This window comes from Pseudomonas sp. PKS (assembly GCF_051913525.1).
Classification (GTDB): Bacteria; Pseudomonadota; Gammaproteobacteria; order Pseudomonadales; family Pseudomonadaceae; genus Aquipseudomonas; species Aquipseudomonas guariconensis_D.
Genome location: NZ_JBEGDO010000001.1, coordinates 346287 through 363029, shown reverse-complemented (window position 1 = coordinate 363029; position 16743 = coordinate 346287). Strand labels below are relative to the sequence as shown.

Below are 16743 nucleotides of genomic sequence, written 5' to 3'. Positions count from 1 at the left end.
ATGAGCCAACCATTGCTGGAAATTCGTAATCTGCGCATCGACGGCCACCACGACGATGCCTGGCACCCGCTGATCAAGGGCATCGACCTGACCCTGGCGCGAGGCGAGGTGCTGGGGCTGATCGGTGAGTCGGGGGCGGGCAAGTCGACCCTGGGCCTGGCGGCCATGGGCTATGTGCGCGACGGCTGTCGCATCAGCGGCGGCTCGGTGCGTTTCGATGGCCAGGAACTGGTGGGCGCCGCGCCCGAGACCCTGCGTCGTCTGCGCGGCTTGCGCATCGCCTATGTGGCGCAGAGCGCAGCGGCATCGTTCAACCCGGCCCATCGTTTGATCGACCAGCACATCGAGACGGCGGTGAAGAACGGCGGAATCGACCGGGCCAAAGCCGAGGCCGAAGCGGTGGAGCTTTACCGGGTGCTGCGCCTGCCGGACCCTGAGCGCATCGGTCAACGCTACCCGCACCAGGTCTCCGGTGGTCAACTGCAGCGGGTGATGACCGCCATGGCCATGGCCTGTCATCCGGACCTGATCGTGTTCGACGAGCCCACCACGGCCCTGGACGTCACCACCCAGATCGAAGTGCTGACGGCCATTCGCGATGCCGTGCGCACCTATGGCAGCGCCGCGCTGTACATCAGTCATGATCTGGCGCTGGTGGCTCAGATCGCCGATCGCATCATGGTGTTGCGTCACGGCAGCCTGGTGGAAGAGGCCCAGACCCGCACCATGCTGCAAACCCCCACCCAGGACTACACCCGCTCGCTGTGGGCGGTGCGCAGTTTCCACACCCAGCCCAAAGCGCGTCCGCCCCAGGCCCAGCCCTTGCTGGAGGTGCGCAAGGCCAACGCCAGCTACGGCGCCCAGCCGGTGCTGCATGAGGTGTCGCTCACGCTGCATCGGGGCCAGACCCTGGCGGTGATCGGCGAGTCTGGCAGTGGCAAGAGCACCACCGCACGGCTGATCACCGGCCTGTTGCCAGCCAGCAGCGGGCAAGTGCTGTACGACGGCAAGGCGTTGCCAGCGGACTATCGCCAGCGCAGCAAGGAGCAGTTGCGGCGGATCCAGATGATCTACCAGATCCCCGATACCGCCTTGAATCCCCGCCAGCGCATCGTCGACATCATCGGCCGTCCGCTGACCTTTTACCTAGGCCTCAAGGGCAAGGCCTTGCGCCAGCGCGTGGCCGAACTGCTGGAGATGATCGAGCTGGACCCGGCCAAGTACATGGACCGCCAGCCCCGCGAGCTATCCGGCGGACAGAAGCAGCGCATCTGCATCGCCCGGGCCCTGGCGGCCGAGCCTGAGCTGATCATCTGCGACGAAGTTACCTCGGCCCTCGATCAACTGGTGGCCGAGGGCGTGCTCAAGCTGCTTGATCGCATCCAGCGGCAACTGGGCGTTTCCTACTTGTTCATCACCCACGACGTGGCCACGGTACGCGCCATTGCCGACGAAGTGATGGTGATGCAGCGTGGCCGGGTGGTCGATCACGGCAGTCGCGAGGCCATCTTCTCGCCGCCGTACCGCGACTACACCGGGCTGCTGTTCTCCTCCGAACCGGAAATGGACCCTGACTGGCTCGACCGTCTGTTGGCCCGCCGCGCCGGACACTCCAACCTGCAATCTGTGCAAGGACAACCTTCATGAATGTACTGATCGTCCACGCTCATCCCGAGCCGCAATCCTTCACCGCCGCCCTGCGTGACCAGGCGGTGGAAACCTTCAAGGCCCAGGGGCATCAGGTGCAGGTCAGCGACCTGTACGCGATGGGCTGGAACCCGGTGGCCAGCGCCGAGGACTTCGGCAAGCGCGAAAACCCCGACTACCTGGTCTATGCCTTGGAGCAGCGTCTGGGCGTCAAGAGTGGCTCCATCGCCCCGGATATCCAGGCCGAGCTGGACAAACTGCTGTGGGCAGACCTGCTGGTGCTCAACTTCCCGATCTTCTGGTTCTCGGCGCCGGCCATGCTCAAGGGCTGGATCGACCGGGTGCTGGTGTCCGGCGTGTGCTACGGCGGCAAGCGCTTCTATGACCAGGGCGGGCTGGTGGGCAAGAAGGCCCTGGTCACCGTGACCCTCGGCGGGCGCGAGCACATGTTCGGCGAAGGGGCGATCCACGGGCCGCTGGAGGACATGCTGCGGCCGATCCTGCGCGGCACTCTGGCGTACGTGGGGCTGGAGGTGCTGCCGCCGTTCGTGGCCTGGCACGTGCCTTATATCAGCGATGAGGCACGCAAGGGCTTTTTGCGCGACTACCAGCAGCGCCTGGAGCACCTGTCGGACGACCTGCCGCTTGAGTTCCCCAAGCTTTCGCAATTCGACGAGGCGCTGTACCCGCTGGCCAAATGATTGCGACCGATTGTCGCTGAGCGGATGCCGGGGAGGGCGGCGCAGGCCGTCTGCCCCGGTTTGTTGCCCGGCGCGCAACAGATATTCTTTGCGTCAAGACTTTTCAGTGGCGGCCCTACGACTTAAGGTGGCAGCAAGCAAAACTGTCTGGAGCTCCAATGTCGAACTTCCCCACTGTCCGCCCTCGTCGCCTGCGGCAGAACGAATCCCTGCGTACGCTGTTCCAGGAGACCGAATTTCGCCTTGACGATTTGATCCTGCCGATCTTCGTCGAGGAGGGTATCGATGATTTCGTCCCGATCACCAGCATGCCGGGCGTCAACCGCATCCCTGAGAAGATGCTCGCCCGTGAAATCGAGCGTTATGCCCGTGCCGGTATCAAGTCGGTGATGACCTTCGGCGTTTCGCATCACCTGGATGCCACGGGCAGCGACACCTGGAACGAGAACGGCCTGGTGGCGCGCATGGCGCGCATCTGCAAGGACACCGTGCCGGAAATGGTGGTGATGTCCGACACCTGCTTCTGCGAATACACCAGCCACGGCCATTGCGGCGTGCTGCACGATCACGGCGTGGACAACGATGCCACCCTGGCCAACCTGGGCAAGCAGGCGGTGGTGGCCGCGGCGGCCGGTGCCGACTTCATCGCCCCGTCGGCGGCGATGGACGGCCAGGTCCAGGCGATCCGCAGCGCCCTGGACGGCGCAGGCTTCCATGACACCGCGATCATGGCTTACTCGACCAAGTTCGCTTCCTCGCTCTACGGCCCGTTCCGCGAGGCCGGCGGCACCGCGCTCAAGGGTGACCGCAAGAGCTACCAGATGAACCCGATGAACCGCCGCGAGGCCGTACGCGAGTCGCTGCTCGACGAGCAGGAAGGAGCGGATGTGCTGATGGTCAAGCCGGCCGGTGCCTACCTGGATGTGATCGCCGACATCCGCGCTGCCTCGCGCCTGCCGTTGGCGGCGTATCAGGTCAGCGGCGAGTACGCGATGATCAAGTTCGGTGGCCTGGCCGGTGCCATCGACGAAGCCCGTGTGGTGCGTGAGAGCATCGGCTCGATCAAGCGTGCCGGTGCGGACTTGATCCTGACCTACTTCGCGATGGACCTGGCGCGCGACGGTATCTGAGCCCTCGGGGCCGCGCTGCGGCCCTTTCACCGGGGCGCGGCTCAAGCCGCTCTTACAGGGACGGCGTTGCCCTGCGGATTCGCATCAGGTCCCGTTCTTGATCTTGCTCCAGGTCCGTGTACGCATCCGTTCATATTTGAGCGGCAACGTCTCCAGGGTGAACAACGTGCCCATCACCTCGGTCGGTGGATAGACCGCCGGGTCTTTCAACAGCCTTGGTTCGACCAGGGGCAATGCGTCCTTGTTGCCGTTGGGGTAGCCCACGTAGTCGGATGACTTGGCCACTACCTCCGGGCGCATCATGTAGTTGATGAAGGCATGCCCCTGTTCGGGGTGCGGGGCGTCCTTGAGCACCACCATGTTGTTGATCCACATGGGCGCGCCTTCGCGGGGGATGCTGTAGGTCACCTGCACGCCATTGTTGGCCCGCTCGGCCGCCTGCTTGGCGCTGTACACCGAACCGCCCCAGCCCACCACCACGCAAATGTCGCCATTGGCCAGGTCCGTGGTGAATTTCGACGAATCGAAATAGCGCACATACGGGCGGATGCCCTGCAGCAGTTCCTCGGCCTTGCGGTAGTCGTCCGGGTTACGGCTGTTGGCGGGCAAGCCCAGGTAGTGCAGGGCGATCGGCAGGATCTCCACCGGCGCATCGAGCATGGCCACGCCACAGGCGCTGAGCTTTTCGATGTTCTCCTTGCGCAGCACCAGGTCCCAAGAGTCCACCGGCGCGTCCTTGCCCAGCAGCTTGGTCACCTTGGCCTTGTCATAGCCGATGCCAGTGGTGCCCCACATGTAGGGCACGGCATAGCGGTTGCCCGGGTCGTTGACGGCGAGCTTGCGCAGCACCTGCTCGTCCAGGTGCGAGCGGTTGCCCAACTGGGCTAGGTCCAGCGGCGCGAGCACGCCGGCCTTGATGAAGTTGGGCAGCAGGTCATCGGGCACCATCACCACGTCATACCCGCTGTGACCGGCCATCAGCTTGCTTTCCATGACTTCGGCGTTGTCGAAGGCATCCTGCACCAAGGTCGTGCCGGTGGCCTGCTCGAAGGCCTTGGGCGTTTCCGGTGCCAGGAAGTCGGACCAGTTGTAGAAATGCACGGTGGGTGCACCGGCGGCGACGGCGTCGAGGCTGAGAAGCCCGGCCAGGCCAAGCATGGCCAGGCGACGGCCGACAGTGGGAAAACGTTCGAGCTGCATTTGTAATCCTTGTTATCGCGCTGCAAAGGGGTAGGGCGAATGTAGGCGCGTGCTGAATGCTTTCCTATCCCGTCGAAGGGTTAACCCCTGGGGTAGGTGCGAGCCGTTGTGTCGCAGGGTAGGCTGACGATTCGCTGAGGCGACCAACTACGCGAGGGCACGCACGACGCGGCCTCCACGCGTCGCCCATTTGAGCTATAGCTTAAGGCCTCTGAACGCCTCTGGAGGTCATCAAATGAGCGAGTCATCACGCCCACCCTTGCCGCCTTTCACTCTGGAAACCGCCATCGAGAAAGTCCGACGCGCCGAGGACGGTTGGAATACGCGCGACCCTGCGAAAGTGGTGCTGGCCTATACCGAGGACACCTACTGGCGCAACCGCAGCGAGTTCATCGAAGGGCGCGACCAGGCTCAGGCGTTTCTCGAGCGCAAATGGCGCAGGGAGTTGGATTACCGCCTGATCAAGGAACTCTGGACATTCGCCGATAACCGGATCGCCGTGCGTTTTGCCTATGAATGGCACGATGATTCAGGCAATTGGTTCCGCTCCTATGGCAATGAAAACTGGGAGTTCGGCCCGAACGGCCTAATGCAGCGGCGCTTTGCCAGTATCAATGACCTGCCGATCACCGAGCAGGAGCGCAAATACCGTTGGCCTCTGGGGCGACGTCCGGACGACCATCCAGGCTTGAGTGAACTGGGCTTGTAGCGCTTGGCTGTTACTGGCGGGGCAGCCCGATAAAGCGACTGTCCCGCCTGGGCATCAAGGGATGGATTCGGTAACGGGATTGCCTTTGGCCTGCCAATACAGCTTGCCCAGCGCCGTGGAGACGAATCGGTGATGTGCCCGTCGAGAGGCTTTTGAGCAGGGCGGCCTTCCTGCGCTCGCGCAACAGGCTGGGAGCGTTGGTCATCGATCGACAACACCATGGCGCTGCTGGCGCCGTGGGTTTCCCAGGTCAGGCCGATGCTTCATGCCAGCGCAGATGACCTGGGCTTGGCTGACGCGATCAGGCCCTGACCTCGGTGCGCGCACTGCGACGCAGACGCGCGGCCAGTTTGGCCGTGAGCTTGAAGACGATGGCGCTGAAAATCAGCGCGAATGCCAACGGATACCAGGACCCCATGGGAATGCGTTTGTAGAACGACAGGACGAAAATTCCCGCGATCACCCATGTGCCGGTGCTGTGCAGCGTCTTCCAGGTGCGCGCGCCGAGCAACCGGACGGCTGCGGGAAACGAGGTGAGGGTCAGCAGGACGATGAAGAAGTAGCCGACCGAGCCGGGGATATTGGCCACGGCAGAGCGACCCTGCCAGAAGGTGTCGGGGAACAACTTGGCGTACGCGATGATCAGCACCGCATGCACCGCGTGGGAAAAGGCAAAAGCCAATCCGAGAAACCGTCGCTCGCGCAGTAGCCCGCGAGTGAAGGCGCTGGGCACCAGGGCCGCCAGCGAGGAGGCCAGGAAGGTCGCCAGAAACAGCATAAACGACGTGCGCGCCGTCACCCGGATCGCACTGCGTAAGGCCTCTAGCAAGTGCGATTGGGCCATCAGCGCCAACGCTGTGATGATCAGAACTGAAACAGACAGCACACAGAACAGTCGCCAGCCATGCAGGCCGGCAGGTTGAGCATGAAGGTGCATGGCAAACTCCGTCGTGGGGGCGGCGTGCAGGGTGCCACCGCAGTCCGGAGCCAGGATGTCCGAAGTGTTTATCTCAGATGTGTCTGGGATCGGTCTTTATGTATCGCTTTGTAGACGCAGGCAGGTAGACGGCTTCAGAGCAGTACATAGTCGCTGTGTTGACCGATCCCGCGGTGCGCGCCTTCGACCAGGTGCACGTAACGGCCATTCACACAGTCGATCGGCAGGCAATCATCCACTTCGAGTACCGCGTCGGTGTGGGGCTTGAGCCAGTCGGCCCGCAGGCGCTGCTTGCCCAGTTGCCGCGCCTGTTGCTTGTTCCGAGCGACCACCAGAAGGTAGCGGTGCGCTTCACCGAAGACCGCTGGCTCGTAACCGCCGAGGTTGATGAAAAACAGCCTTGGGTCGTCTGGCCCAGGCGCCATGTGGCTGAACTCGACGCGGTAGGCATCGATGCCATCGACTTCCAGCCAGCCGTCGATATGCAGCCCCGCGCGGCTGCCGAACCAGCCCTGACGCAATTGCGGGTAGGTCTGCTCCAGGGTCTGTGCCTGGGCAAACACCACATCGTGCACCTCGATGCTGGCGCGTGGGTGGCGACCTCCGAGCATGACTACGTACAACATCAAAGTTTCCTTCTCGGTGAGCTGAGGGCCGCATTCTCAAGGTCACGGCCGCTTGTTGCCAAGGGGTAGGGCGGTCATGCGGGCCTTTCATCTGATCCGAAATATCTGTACATCGGTTGAATTAAATTGTACATAAAACTAATCTTTGTATAGATATTTGGCACCACAGGTTCGTCATGGCTTACCTGGTTCGGATGGTCTGTCTCTGTTTGCTGCTAGGCACGATGCCGTCGGTCTCTGCGGACTGGCGAACGGCGCTGCCGGGTGCGCAGCGGCTTGGCGAGGGGGATTTCACCTGGTTCGGTCTGCGCCTGTACAGCGCTCGGCTCTGGGCCGTCGGACCGGTGCAGAACTGGAGCCAGCCCTTCGCCCTGGAGTTGACCTACCACCGCTCTCTATCTCGGGACACGCTGGTGCAGGCGAGCCTTCAGGAAATGCGTCGCCTGGGAGGCGGCAGTGTGACGGCCCGGCAGATCACCGCCTGGTCCGAAACCATGGCGGCGGCCTTCGTGGATGTGCGCCCGGGCATGCGCATCACGGGGGTGTACTTGCCGCGGGAGGGCTGCCGCTTCTACGTCGACGGGCGGCTCAGTCGTGAGGTTGCCGATCCGACGTTCGCCCGGGCGTTCTTCGCTATCTGGCTGGATCCGCGAGCCCGGGACCCTCAATTGCGTCAGCGCCTGCTCGGCCTGGCCGGTGACGACCGAGGAAACTGAACATGTACAGAGTGCTATTGCTGAGCACCTGCCTACTGCTGGGCAGTTGTGGCAACGTCGGAGTCGAGCGGTATGCCGCCGAACAACCTCACCTTGACCTGGCGGCCTTCTTCTCGCGGCCGGTACAGGCTTGGGGGATGTTCCAGAAGCGTTCGGGAGAAGTGGTCAAGCGCTTCAAGGTGCGTATCGATAGCCGTCGCGACGGCGAGCGACTGATTCTGGACGAACATTTTCTCTATAGCGACGGCACGCGTCAGCAACGTACCTGGACGTTGGTGCCGGACGGCCCTGGCCGCTGGCGCGGAACAGCCGGGGATGTGGTCGGGCAAGCCCACGGCGAAGTGGCGGGCAATGCCCTGAGATGGCGTTACCAGCTCGATCTGCCCGTCGATGGAAAGCACTGGCAGGTTGACCTGGACGACTGGATGTACCTGATAGATGACGACACCCTCATCAACCGCTCGAGCATGAGCAAACTGGGCGTGGAGATCGGCCAGATCACGCTGTTCTTCCGCCGTCTGCCGGAGGGCACACCATGAACCTGAATACACTCACCCAACGGGTCTCGGCCGGCGAGGTCGAGTCACTTGAACTGCTGTCGCTCGAAGGCGGGTTCTATGTCCTGCGCGCGATGACCGGCTCCAGCCCGGTCACCCTGAGCGATGCGGGCGGGCAGGCCATTCGATTGCGTTCGACCACTGAGTTGCGCGAGCTTCTGGCCAACCTGCCGCCGGTGCCGTGCATGCTGGTGCAGCAGGTGGTGCATGATGAAATGTGCGGTCAAAGGGACGGCCCCGTCGCGCCGTTGCGGATGCCGCTGACCTTGGCCAGCCAGTGGTAGCCCGGACGATGCGCCTGGGGCTGGTACTGGGTGATCAGCTGTCATTCGACCTGGCCAGCCTCGCCGCGCTGGATCCTGCCCAGGATGCGATCCTGATGGCGGAAGTAGCGCAGGAGGCACGCTACGTGCCGCATCACCCCCAAAAGATCGTGTTCATTTTCAGTGCCATGCGCCATTTTGCGCTCGCTTTGCGAGCGCGTGGCTGGCAAGTGCATTACGTGGCGTTCGATGCGGCTGACAACAGCGGGACCATCGTCGGTGAACTGCACCGTTGGCGACAATCGTTGCGCGCGACGCAAATACACGTGACCGAGTGTGGCGAGTGGCGCCTGGAACAGGCGCTACGGGATGCCGGACTTCCGCTGGTGTGGCACCGCGACACCCGCTTTCTGTGCTCACGCGAAGCGTTCGCGCGGTGGGCCCAAGGACGCTCTGGATTGCGCATGGAGCATTTCTACCGGGGCATGCGCAAACGCTGCGGCCTGCTCTTGGAGCCAGACGGCAGCCCCGCTGGAGGCGCTTGGAATTTCGATGGTCACAATCGCAAGCCATTGCCACGGGGATTGCGCGGGCCGTTTCCGGCCCACTTCGAGCAGGACGCCATCACTTCGGCGGTCGTGGCCTTGGTTCGCCAACACTTCAGCGACCATTACGGCGCCGTGGACGGCTTCGACTACCCCGTGACCCATGACCAGGCGCAACAGCTGTGGCGCCATTTTCTGGACTACGGCCTGGCGGCCTTTGGGGACTATCAGGATGCCATGGCAGAGGGCGAACCCTACCTGTTCCATGCCCGCATCAGCGCAGCCCTCAATATCGGGTTGCTGGATGTGCGTCGTCTATGCGAAGACGTGAACACCGCGTGGCGGGAGGGGCGCGTGCCGTTGAACGCCGCCGAAGGCTTCATAAGGCAGTTGATCGGCTGGCGAGAATATGTGCGAGGCATCTATTGGTTACGCATGCCGGCGTACGCTGAACTCAACCATTTGGACAACACCCGGCCGTTGCCGGACTTCTACTGGACCGGACGCACCCGCATGCGGTGCATGGCGCAGGTCATCGAGCAGACCCTGAAATTGGGCTATGCCCACCACATCCAGCGCCTGATGGTGACCGGCAACTTCGCCCTGCTCGCAGGCATCGCGCCGGCAGCCATCTGCCAGTGGTACCTGGCGGTGTACCTGGACGCGTTCGACTGGGTCGAGCTGCCCAACACCCTGGGCATGGTGATGCACGCCGATGGTGGCTACCTGGGATCCAAGCCTTACTGTGCCAGTGGTCGTTACATCCAGCGGATGTCCGATCATTGCAAGGTCTGCAGCTACAAGGTCGAACAGGCGACAGAAGCTGATGCCTGCCCGTTCAATGCGTTGTACTGGCACTTTCTCATCCGTCATCGCGCTCAACTCGCGCGTAACCCACGCTTGGCGCTGGTCTACCGCAACCTCGATGGCATGGCGCCGGCGCGGCGCGAGGCTGTGTGGCGTCGTGGTCAGGCGTTACTGGCGCGTCTCGATGCAGGGGAAAGCCTGTGAACAAGCGCTTGTTGCCGAGCAAGGTGTGCGTGGTCTGTGGCCGGCCGTTCAACTGGCGCAAGCGCTGGTCCCGGTGCTGGGAGCAGGTGCGATACTGCTCCCAGCGATGCCGTCGATCAGCGCCACGCCGCCATGCGTACCAGCAGCGGTAGGGCCAGCGCCCAGACCGGAGCCAGCAGAAGGCCTGTTGCCAGAGGGCCCAGCGGCAAGCTGACCTCGGCCAGACGGGCTCCGCCCAGATAGGCCAAAGGACCTCCCAATGCACCGGCCAGCGCACCGCGCCAGAATGGCCAGCCCGCCCACGCCAGGCTGTGTCGCAAGCCACTGGCCAGCACCAGCCACAGCAACACCAGCCACAAGGGTAGCGGCCATGCGTCGAACCTGAACACTTCCATTGCGCCCAGTACGCTATCGAGCACACAGCCTGCCAGCGCTGTGCGTGCTACGGCTCTGACCTCTGCGCTGAGGTCCGGACACAGGTACAGGTGAATGGCCAGCCCGATGGGCACCATCAGCAACCACCCGGGGGCCTTGGCGCCCAGCACGCAAACCCACCAGCCGGCCTGCAACCATAGGGCATTGGCGACCATCCCGTAGCGCTTGATCATCGAAGTGCGGGCAAGGGCGCACGTCGGGCCTGAGGCGCCGCCCACAACAACTGCGCTACGCCGATGGCTCGTTCCTCGAAGCCGCCCTGGCAATAACACAGATAGAACTCCCACAGGCGCTGGAACGTATCGTCATAGCCCTGCGTGGCCAGCAGCGTACGGCTTTTGCGCAGGTTGTCGTGCCAATGCTCCAGGGTTCGGGCGTAGTCCAGGCCAAAGTCTTCCAGATGCACGAGGTTGAGCGCAGTCTGGCGGCTGGCGGTGTCCAGCAGCACGCTCAGCGAGGGAAGGGCGCCGCCGGGAAAGATGTAACGCTGGATGAAGTCCACCGAGCGCCGAGCCTGGGCGTAGCGCTGGTCACGGATGGTGATCGCCTGCAACAGCATCAGCCCTTCGGGCTTGAGCAATGCGGCACACTGGCGGAAATAAACCGGCAGGTAGCGGTGGCCGACCGCTTCGATCATTTCGATGGACACCAGCTTGTCGAAGGTACCTTTGAGGTCGCGATAGTCATCGCACAGGACCGTGATCTGTTGTTCCAGTCCGAGGGCCTGCACGCGCGCTTGCGTATAGGCATACTGCGCTTGCGACAAGGTTGTGGTGGTCACACGGCAGCCGAAATGAGTGGCGGCATGGATGGCCAGGCTGCCCCAGCCACTGCCGATCTCCAGCAGGTGATCCTGCGCACGCAGTTCCAGCTTCCGGCAGATGCGATCGAGCTTGTGCAACTGGGCCTGCTCCAGGGATTGCTCGGGGTATTCGAACTGAGCGGCCGAATACATCATGGTCGGGTCCAGTAATTGTTCGAACAGGGCGTTGCCCAGGTCGTAGTGGGCGAGGATGTTGCGTCGGGCTCCGCGTCTGCTGTTTCGGTTCAAACGGTGCAGCAGCCGCAGGGCCGGTCGCCCTAACCGCGCAAGGCCCCCTTCGAGGGCGTCCAGCACGTCCAGGTTGGCCACGAACAGGCGGGTCACCCGCGCAAGGTCCGGGCTGCGCCAGTAACCATGGATATAGGCTTCGCCCGCGCCGATCGAGCCGTTACCGGCGATCAGGCTCCAGGTTGCGTCATCGAGTACTTCCACTTCGGCCTGCAAGGGGCTGGAGGCCTCTCCGAAGCTCCATTGCCGTCCATGGCTAAGCAGCCGGAGATGGCCGTGACGGAGCTTGCCCAGTTGTGCGAGCACCACCGTTCTGGCCAACGCGCCGAGCAAGGGGGCCAGGACCGTGGTCTTGCTAACGCTCAGGGTGGGATTCGACATGATCAGGGTCCTCGCAAGGTTGGCCGAGCGCCAGGTCGCCCCGGCTGGCGGTGTGGTCATGAATAGGAGTGCGCTTCAACAACAGGCGCAGGGCTTGCCAATAGATCGCCGAGACAGTGCGCAGGCTCATCCAGGGAAAACCCAGCAGGTATCGATGCAACGCTTTGCGATCCAGGGGTTCGCGCTGCAAGGCCAAATCGGCTTCGAATACCTTTTGGCTGCCTTGCCAGTTCTCCATGTGGATGCGCACCGACTTGAGGTTCAGGGACAACTTCAGTCGGTAGTCCATGTCCAGGGGCATGAACGGCGATACATGGAAGGCCTTGGCCATGGCAAAGGGCCTGTCCAGGCAACCTTGCACCGGCAGCACATAGTGAAACCGCTCATGCCATGGGGTGTTGCGCACCTCCAACAGGATCGCCGCCAGGCGCCCGTGGTGGTCGTGGCAGAAATAGAAACTCACCGGATTGAAAGACAGCCCCCAGCAGCGCAATTGGGTCAGCAGGTGGACCGGCCCTTCGGGCCTGTGGCCCGTTGCCTGTTCAACCAGATAGCGCGCAGCCTCGACCAGCGGCTCCCCCTGACGGGTCAGCGCGGGCAAGTAGTCGGTCTGGCGCCAGTTCAGCGGCGACAGGCGCCTGCTTCCCAGCCAGCGAGAGAGGCTCATCAGCCAGGCTTGTTCGTCCAGGTCCAGATAGAACATGCCGATGCGGTACCGGAACGTGTGGTACCGCGGGGACAGCCGGCGATGACTGATCCAACCCAGGCAAAGACCACTGCTCACAGCGTTTCTCCAAAGTGACGGGCCACCTGCAGCGCGCTGACCACACCGTCTTCGTGAAAGCCGTTGCCCCAGTAGGCGCCGCAGAAATAGCTGTGCCGGTAGCCCTGAAGTCGTGCTTGGCGCGTCTGGGCTTCGGACGCTGCGAGGCTGTATTGCGGATGGGCGTAGCAGAAGCGGGCGATGATCTGTGCAGGGTCGATGAGCGCGGTCTGGTTGAGGCTCACGCAGAACGTCACCGGTGCCCGGAGACCTTGCAGGATGTTCATGTTGTAGGTCACCGCAGCTGGAGCGTGCGCGGGGCCGCCCAGTCGATAGTTCCAGCTGGCCCAGGCCTTCTTTCGCTGTGGCAGCAGGCGCTGATCGGTGTGCAGTACCACGTCGTTCTGCGCATAGCCGATGGCGCCCAGCACGGCGCGCTCTTCAACGCTGGGAGCCTCCAGCAGCGTCAGTGCCTGATCGCTGTGGCAGGCGAAGACGACACAGTCGAAGCGTTCGGTGCCGGCGGCGCTGAGCAGGGTGACGCCTCCCTCGTCGCGTCCGACCCGATGTACCTTGCAGTTCAGGCGAATACGTTCGGCGAACGGTCGGCAAAGAGGGGCGATGTAACTTCTCGAGCCACCCTGGACGACCCGCCACTGCGGACGTCGATTGACCGAGAGCAAGCCGTGGTTGCGACAGAAGCGCACGAAGAACTGCAGGGGGAAACCCAGCATCTGCGTCCGGGACATCGACCAGATCGCCGACCCCATGGGCACGATGTAGTGCTCGATGAAGCGCTGGCCATAGCCCTGTGCCTGGAGGTAGGCGCCCAGGGTGGTGGAGGTATCGATCCGCCGTGCGTCCAGATCGGCCAGTGCCTGTCGGTTGAAGCGCAGGATATCGCGCAGCATCGCCCAGAACGGTGGGCTGACCAGATTACGGCGTTGAGCGAACAACGTGTTGAAGTTGTGACCGTTGTATTCCAGCCCGGTGAGCGGATCATGGACAGAAAAGCTCATCTCGGTTGGCTGTGAAGCCACCTGGAGCTGATCGAGCAAGCGAATGAAGTTCGGGTAGGTCCAGTCGTTGAAGACGATGAACCCGGTGTCTATCGCATGGCGTTCGCCGCACCAGTCCACATCGACGGTATGGGTGTGGCCGCCGATCCAGTCGCTGGCCTCGAACACCGTGATTTCGTGCCTGCGAGACAGTAGATGGGCACAGGTCAGGCCCGCGATACCGGTGCCAATGATCGCTATATGCATGGCGTCTCATTCCTGTTCATGACGTGCCAGACGCCGACCCAGCGCCAGACGGGCGCGTGGCGGGAGGCGACCGAGCACACGCAACACCCAGGTGAAAAGACCTGGGAAATTGATCTCCAGCGGACGTCGATGCAGATGCCTGACGATGTGCCGGGCGGCGCGCTCGGCTGGCCACAGCTGTGGCATGGGGAAGTCGTTGCGACGGGTAAGGGGCGTGTCGATGAAGCCTGGGCTGACCAACGTGACATCGATGCCTTCGTGGGCCAGGTCGATGCGTTGGGACTCCACCAGATAACGCACGGCGGCCTTTGAGGCGCCATAAGCGCCTGCACGGGGCAAGGCCAGCCAGGTCACCGAGCTGCCCACCACAACCACATGAGGATGTTTGCCGACGCGAAGCAAGGGCAGGGCGGCGGCCAGGCACTGGCTGACGCCCAAAAAGTTGGTGCGCATCACACGCTCGACCATGGCTGGGTCGAAATGGCCAGGCTCCAGGTACTCGCACGTGCCCGCATTGAGGATCACCAAGTCCAGCGCTCCCCAGGCCGCCTTGATCTGGGCTGCGATCCGGACGATCTGGGTAGGGTCATCGAGGTCGCCGATGGCCAGCAGGGCCTGGCCGGGAAATCGCTCCACCAAAGGGGAAAGGCGTTGCTCGTGCCGACCGCCCAAGGCCACGTGGTGACCCTGTTCCAACAGGCATTGCGCAAGCGCGGCGCCCAGACCGCTGCTTGCTCCGGTCAGCCAGCAGCGGCTCATGCCAATCTGCCTTTGAGCCAGCGGATCGCGCTGCCCATGACCGGAAGATGCTCGTACAGCAGTGCACCTGCATCGAAGTAGTCCTGATGAAAATGGACACGTTCACGCCATCGCAAATAGCTGCATCCTTGCAAGCTGACCGGCCGGTTGCGGGCCAGTCGGGGGTGGCGAAACTGCAGGGTCCAGCGCAGGTAGCCTTCGCCGGGCAAGACTTCATGGGCACCGCAGAAGGCATAGCGAATGTCGTGGGTGTTCGCATACAGCTGGGCGAAGTAGGCCCTCAGGGCCTCAAGCCCTTGAATCTCATGCAAGGGATCACGAAAGGTGATGTCGTCGGTGTACAGTTTTTCCAGCCCATGGAGACGACTGCCATCGAGGTGGGTGAAGCGCTCGGCGAATTGTTGCAGGTAGGCTGACATGCTTGGCTCCAGAAAAACCTGTACAACCGTGAGTTGTTGTACAGGTATAGCTGAAGCCTACGATAAAATCTATACACTTGGTGACTGTTGTACAGGTTTTTCGATCAGGACTTGGTCTCGCTCAGTTGCCGGCGCAGTTCGGCGACTTCCGCTTCCAGCTCGCGGACCCGTTCCTCGGCGAAGACCTGGGCCGAGACGTCACGCTGGATGCCGATGTAATAGGTCAGCTGGTCCGCTTCGTTGCGCACAGGCGTGATGGACAGTTCGTTCCAGAACAGGCTGCCGTCCTTGCGATAGTTGCGAAGGACCTGGCGGCAAGGCTGGCCTGCACGGATCGCCTCGCGGATCGAGGCGACGCCTGCCTGGTCATGGTCCTGGCCCTGAAGGAATCGGCAGTCCTGATAAAGAATGTCGTCGGCACGATAGCCTGTCAGGCGCTCGAAAGCGGGGTTGGTATAGATGAGGATGCTGTCGTTGCCCTCCTGCTCGGCGACGACGATGCCATCGTTGGAGTTTTCGACCATCAATTGCAGCAGTTTTGCGTTGATCATTAGCCAGCCCACCCGAATCTTCATGTGCGGTAAGCGCAGCGTAGCTTCCGAGCGTAGGGCTACGGCGCGGTTCGCTGCATGATGACCTAAGGTTGCACGGCGCAGAAGGTCTGTATAGGTTTAGAGTAATCCACCGTTCAGATTACTGCTCGCAATGACTGAGTCCGTTCCCACCGATCTACTGCCCATGCGCGATGTGGTCAGCCTGACTGGCATCAACCCGGTGACCTTGCGTGCCTGGGAACGTCGCCATGGATTGATCCGCCCGCAACGTACCGAGGGCGGCCATCGCCTGTACACGGCCAAGGACGTTCAACGAATTCGCGACATCCAGCGCTGGACATCCAATGGGCTGCCGATCAGCAAAGTGGGCGAAAGGCTCAGCGGTGACGATCAGCCAGTCCCGGAGCAGAACAGCGTCTTCCAGCAGTGGCGCGACGCCGTGGCGCGGGCTGCGCGGGCGTTCGATGGGCGGGCGCTGGAAGCCGTGCACGGTCAGTTGTGGACTGTTCTGCCCAAGTTGACTGTCTTGCGCGAGGTGCTGTTGCCGGTCTGGCATGATCTGGCTTCAGGTGGCGGCTTCGGCGAACGCAGCCAATGGCTGTATCTGGATAGTTTCCTGCGCGCCCGCTTGTTGATGCGCCTTCAAATGAACCAGCCCGATGTGCCACCCGTATTACTGGCAGGTCTGCAGGAACAAGCCGAGTTTGAGCTACTGTGCGCCGGCCGGTTGTTGAGTAGCGAGCAACAGCGCATCGAGGTGCTCGGCTGCGGCCAACCGTTTGAAGAGCTGCCTTTGTTGTGCGCAACGCTGCAGCCGGCTGCCTTGGTGGTTGTGGTGCAGGGAGTGATAAGCCCACAGCAGGCCAAGCGACTGCGTTGGTTGCATATGGAGATTGCCTGTCCACTGGCGCTGATGGGAGAGGAACTGGACGCTTCCAAAGCGCGTCTGGAGGGCATTCCGGTGGGCTTGCTGAATGAGCAACGACCCGATGTTGCCCAGACGCTCGGGGCCTTGATCAGAGGTGAGTTGGATCTGTAATCCGGTTTTCTACAACACAGCTTTACAAGTGCGAT

At 62.7% G+C, this 16743-nt stretch carries 20 protein-coding genes; 10 read left to right on the top strand and 10 right to left on the bottom strand.

The genetic code is table 11. The features are described from left to right. The 3 genes from ABOA88_RS01770 to hemB all read left to right on the top strand — a co-directional run bounded on the left by ABOA88_RS01770 (window position 1) and on the right by hemB (window position 3478). Window positions 1–1647, top strand: a complete 1647-nt coding sequence (locus tag ABOA88_RS01770) for an ABC transporter ATP-binding protein (protein ID WP_196168424.1) — start codon at window positions 1–3, stop codon at window positions 1645–1647. Continuing rightward, complete coding sequence (locus ABOA88_RS01765; RefSeq protein WP_043213957.1) at window positions 1644–2348, top strand: NAD(P)H-dependent oxidoreductase; 705 nt, start codon at window positions 1644–1646, stop codon at window positions 2346–2348. The genes ABOA88_RS01770 and ABOA88_RS01765 overlap by 4 nt, the downstream gene beginning before the upstream one ends. Before the next feature lie 158 nt (window positions 2349–2506). Further along, window positions 2507–3478: a porphobilinogen synthase gene (gene hemB / locus ABOA88_RS01760; protein WP_196168423.1), complete on the top strand. Its 972-nt coding sequence runs from the start codon at window positions 2507–2509 to the stop codon at window positions 3476–3478. Between the two features lie 84 nt (window positions 3479–3562). Here hemB and ABOA88_RS01755 read toward each other — a convergent pair whose 3' ends face one another. Further along, window positions 3563–4678: a polyamine ABC transporter substrate-binding protein gene (locus ABOA88_RS01755; RefSeq protein WP_419183372.1), complete on the bottom strand. Its 1116-nt coding sequence runs from the start codon at window positions 4676–4678 to the stop codon at window positions 3563–3565. 235 nt (window positions 4679–4913) lie between these two features. Between ABOA88_RS01755 and ABOA88_RS01750 the strand changes: the two genes are divergently transcribed. Then, window positions 4914–5387, top strand: coding sequence for a nuclear transport factor 2 family protein (locus tag ABOA88_RS01750; RefSeq protein ID WP_367850869.1), 474 nt, complete (start codon window positions 4914–4916; stop codon window positions 5385–5387). A 301-nt stretch (window positions 5388–5688) separates the two neighbouring features. Here ABOA88_RS01750 and ABOA88_RS01745 read toward each other — a convergent pair whose 3' ends face one another. Continuing rightward, window positions 5689–6324, bottom strand: coding sequence for a hypothetical protein (locus tag ABOA88_RS01745; protein ID WP_367850868.1), 636 nt, complete (start codon window positions 6322–6324; stop codon window positions 5689–5691). Between the two features lie 134 nt (window positions 6325–6458). Next, the gene (locus ABOA88_RS01740; RefSeq protein ID WP_367850867.1) at window positions 6459–6950 is read right to left on the bottom strand and encodes a DUF1543 domain-containing protein; all 492 of its coding nucleotides are present in this window, start codon (window positions 6948–6950) and stop codon (window positions 6459–6461) included. A gap of 176 nt (window positions 6951–7126) precedes the next feature. Here ABOA88_RS01740 and ABOA88_RS01735 point away from each other — a divergent pair, with 176 nt between their 5' ends. From ABOA88_RS01735 to ABOA88_RS01715, 5 genes are read left to right on the top strand one after another with little or no spacing between them, the layout of a single operon-like run. Then, a complete protein-coding gene (locus ABOA88_RS01735) occupies window positions 7127–7666 on the top strand; it encodes a chalcone isomerase family protein (protein ID WP_367850866.1) in 540 nt (179 codons plus the stop codon). 2 nt (window positions 7667–7668) lie between these two features. Further along, entirely contained in the window at window positions 7669–8205 is a 537-nt protein-coding gene (locus tag ABOA88_RS01730) for a DUF3833 domain-containing protein (RefSeq protein ID WP_196168418.1), read from the top strand. Next, window positions 8202–8507 carry a DUF6482 family protein gene (locus tag ABOA88_RS01725; RefSeq protein WP_196168417.1) on the top strand — a complete coding sequence of 102 codons (306 nt, stop codon included), beginning with the start codon at window positions 8202–8204 and terminating at the stop codon, window positions 8505–8507. The genes ABOA88_RS01730 and ABOA88_RS01725 overlap by 4 nt, the downstream gene beginning before the upstream one ends. An 8-nt stretch (window positions 8508–8515) precedes the next feature. After that, window positions 8516–10042: a cryptochrome/photolyase family protein gene (locus ABOA88_RS01720; RefSeq protein WP_367850865.1), complete on the top strand. Its 1527-nt coding sequence runs from the start codon at window positions 8516–8518 to the stop codon at window positions 10040–10042. Continuing rightward, window positions 10039–10194 (top strand): DUF2256 domain-containing protein, encoded by a 156-nt coding sequence (locus ABOA88_RS01715; RefSeq protein WP_196168415.1) that lies wholly within the window; start codon window positions 10039–10041, stop codon window positions 10192–10194. Before ABOA88_RS01720 ends, ABOA88_RS01715 begins: the two co-directional genes overlap by 4 nt. On the opposite strand, the gene ABOA88_RS01710 is transcribed toward ABOA88_RS01715, so the two are convergent. The 7 genes from ABOA88_RS01710 to ABOA88_RS01680 all read right to left on the bottom strand — a co-directional run bounded on the left by ABOA88_RS01710 (window position 10159) and on the right by ABOA88_RS01680 (window position 15666). After that, window positions 10159–10650, bottom strand: coding sequence for a DUF2878 domain-containing protein (locus ABOA88_RS01710; RefSeq protein ID WP_367850864.1), 492 nt, complete (start codon window positions 10648–10650; stop codon window positions 10159–10161). The two genes, ABOA88_RS01715 and ABOA88_RS01710, sit on opposite strands and share 36 nt — an antisense overlap. Next, window positions 10647–11909 (bottom strand): class I SAM-dependent methyltransferase, encoded by a 1263-nt coding sequence (locus tag ABOA88_RS01705; RefSeq protein ID WP_367850863.1) that lies wholly within the window; start codon window positions 11907–11909, stop codon window positions 10647–10649. The genes ABOA88_RS01710 and ABOA88_RS01705 overlap by 4 nt, the downstream gene beginning before the upstream one ends. Then, complete coding sequence (locus ABOA88_RS01700) at window positions 11884–12693, bottom strand: DUF1365 domain-containing protein (protein ID WP_367850862.1); 810 nt, start codon at window positions 12691–12693, stop codon at window positions 11884–11886. The genes ABOA88_RS01705 and ABOA88_RS01700 overlap by 26 nt, the downstream gene beginning before the upstream one ends. Further along, window positions 12690–13937 (bottom strand): NAD(P)/FAD-dependent oxidoreductase, encoded by a 1248-nt coding sequence (locus ABOA88_RS01695; protein ID WP_367850861.1) that lies wholly within the window; start codon window positions 13935–13937, stop codon window positions 12690–12692. Before ABOA88_RS01695 ends, ABOA88_RS01700 begins: the two co-directional genes overlap by 4 nt. Before the next feature lie 6 nt (window positions 13938–13943). After that, window positions 13944–14696, bottom strand: a complete 753-nt coding sequence (locus tag ABOA88_RS01690; RefSeq protein ID WP_367850860.1) for an SDR family NAD(P)-dependent oxidoreductase — start codon at window positions 14694–14696, stop codon at window positions 13944–13946. Beyond that, window positions 14693–15115 (bottom strand): nuclear transport factor 2 family protein, encoded by a 423-nt coding sequence (locus ABOA88_RS01685; RefSeq protein ID WP_196168409.1) that lies wholly within the window; start codon window positions 15113–15115, stop codon window positions 14693–14695. Before ABOA88_RS01685 ends, ABOA88_RS01690 begins: the two co-directional genes overlap by 4 nt. Window positions 15116–15219: 104 nt before the next feature. Continuing rightward, window positions 15220–15666 carry a PAS domain-containing protein gene (locus tag ABOA88_RS01680; RefSeq protein ID WP_196168408.1) on the bottom strand — a complete coding sequence of 149 codons (447 nt, stop codon included), beginning with the start codon at window positions 15664–15666 and terminating at the stop codon, window positions 15220–15222. A gap of 154 nt (window positions 15667–15820) precedes the next feature. Between ABOA88_RS01680 and ABOA88_RS01675 the strand changes: the two genes are divergently transcribed. Then, the gene (locus ABOA88_RS01675; protein WP_367850859.1) at window positions 15821–16708 is read left to right on the top strand and encodes a MerR family transcriptional regulator; all 888 of its coding nucleotides are present in this window, start codon (window positions 15821–15823) and stop codon (window positions 16706–16708) included. Window positions 16709–16743 lie beyond the last annotated feature (35 nt).

Excerpts from the sequence above, each read along its gene's own strand:
- ABOA88_RS01725 (WP_196168417.1), top strand. The coding sequence starts at position 8,202 with ATGAACCTGAATACACTCACCCAACGGGTCTCGGCCGGCGAGGTCGAG.
- ABOA88_RS01675 (WP_367850859.1), top strand. The coding sequence starts at position 15,821 with ATGACTGAGTCCGTTCCCACCGATCTACTGCCCATGCGCGATGTGGTC.
- hemB (WP_196168423.1), top strand. The coding sequence starts at position 2,507 with ATGTCGAACTTCCCCACTGTCCGCCCTCGTCGCCTGCGGCAGAACGAA.
- ABOA88_RS01735 (WP_367850866.1), top strand. The coding sequence starts at position 7,127 with ATGGCTTACCTGGTTCGGATGGTCTGTCTCTGTTTGCTGCTAGGCACG.
- ABOA88_RS01750 (WP_367850869.1), top strand. The coding sequence starts at position 4,914 with ATGAGCGAGTCATCACGCCCACCCTTGCCGCCTTTCACTCTGGAAACC.
- ABOA88_RS01710 (WP_367850864.1), bottom strand. The coding sequence starts at position 10,650 with ATGATCAAGCGCTACGGGATGGTCGCCAATGCCCTATGGTTGCAGGCC.
- ABOA88_RS01770 (WP_196168424.1), top strand. The coding sequence starts at position 1 with ATGAGCCAACCATTGCTGGAAATTCGTAATCTGCGCATCGACGGCCAC.
- ABOA88_RS01690 (WP_367850860.1), bottom strand. The coding sequence starts at position 14,696 with ATGAGCCGCTGCTGGCTGACCGGAGCAAGCAGCGGTCTGGGCGCCGCG.
- ABOA88_RS01745 (WP_367850868.1), bottom strand. The coding sequence starts at position 6,324 with ATGCACCTTCATGCTCAACCTGCCGGCCTGCATGGCTGGCGACTGTTC.
- ABOA88_RS01720 (WP_367850865.1), top strand. The coding sequence starts at position 8,516 with ATGCGCCTGGGGCTGGTACTGGGTGATCAGCTGTCATTCGACCTGGCC.
- ABOA88_RS01680 (WP_196168408.1), bottom strand. The coding sequence starts at position 15,666 with ATGATCAACGCAAAACTGCTGCAATTGATGGTCGAAAACTCCAACGAT.
- ABOA88_RS01765 (WP_043213957.1), top strand. The coding sequence starts at position 1,644 with ATGAATGTACTGATCGTCCACGCTCATCCCGAGCCGCAATCCTTCACC.
- ABOA88_RS01685 (WP_196168409.1), bottom strand. The coding sequence starts at position 15,115 with ATGTCAGCCTACCTGCAACAATTCGCCGAGCGCTTCACCCACCTCGAT.
- ABOA88_RS01705 (WP_367850863.1), bottom strand. The coding sequence starts at position 11,909 with ATGTCGAATCCCACCCTGAGCGTTAGCAAGACCACGGTCCTGGCCCCC.
- ABOA88_RS01755 (WP_419183372.1), bottom strand. The coding sequence starts at position 4,678 with ATGCAGCTCGAACGTTTTCCCACTGTCGGCCGTCGCCTGGCCATGCTT.
- ABOA88_RS01695 (WP_367850861.1), bottom strand. The coding sequence starts at position 13,937 with ATGCATATAGCGATCATTGGCACCGGTATCGCGGGCCTGACCTGTGCC.
- ABOA88_RS01740 (WP_367850867.1), bottom strand. The coding sequence starts at position 6,950 with ATGTTGTACGTAGTCATGCTCGGAGGTCGCCACCCACGCGCCAGCATC.
- ABOA88_RS01730 (WP_196168418.1), top strand. The coding sequence starts at position 7,669 with ATGTACAGAGTGCTATTGCTGAGCACCTGCCTACTGCTGGGCAGTTGT.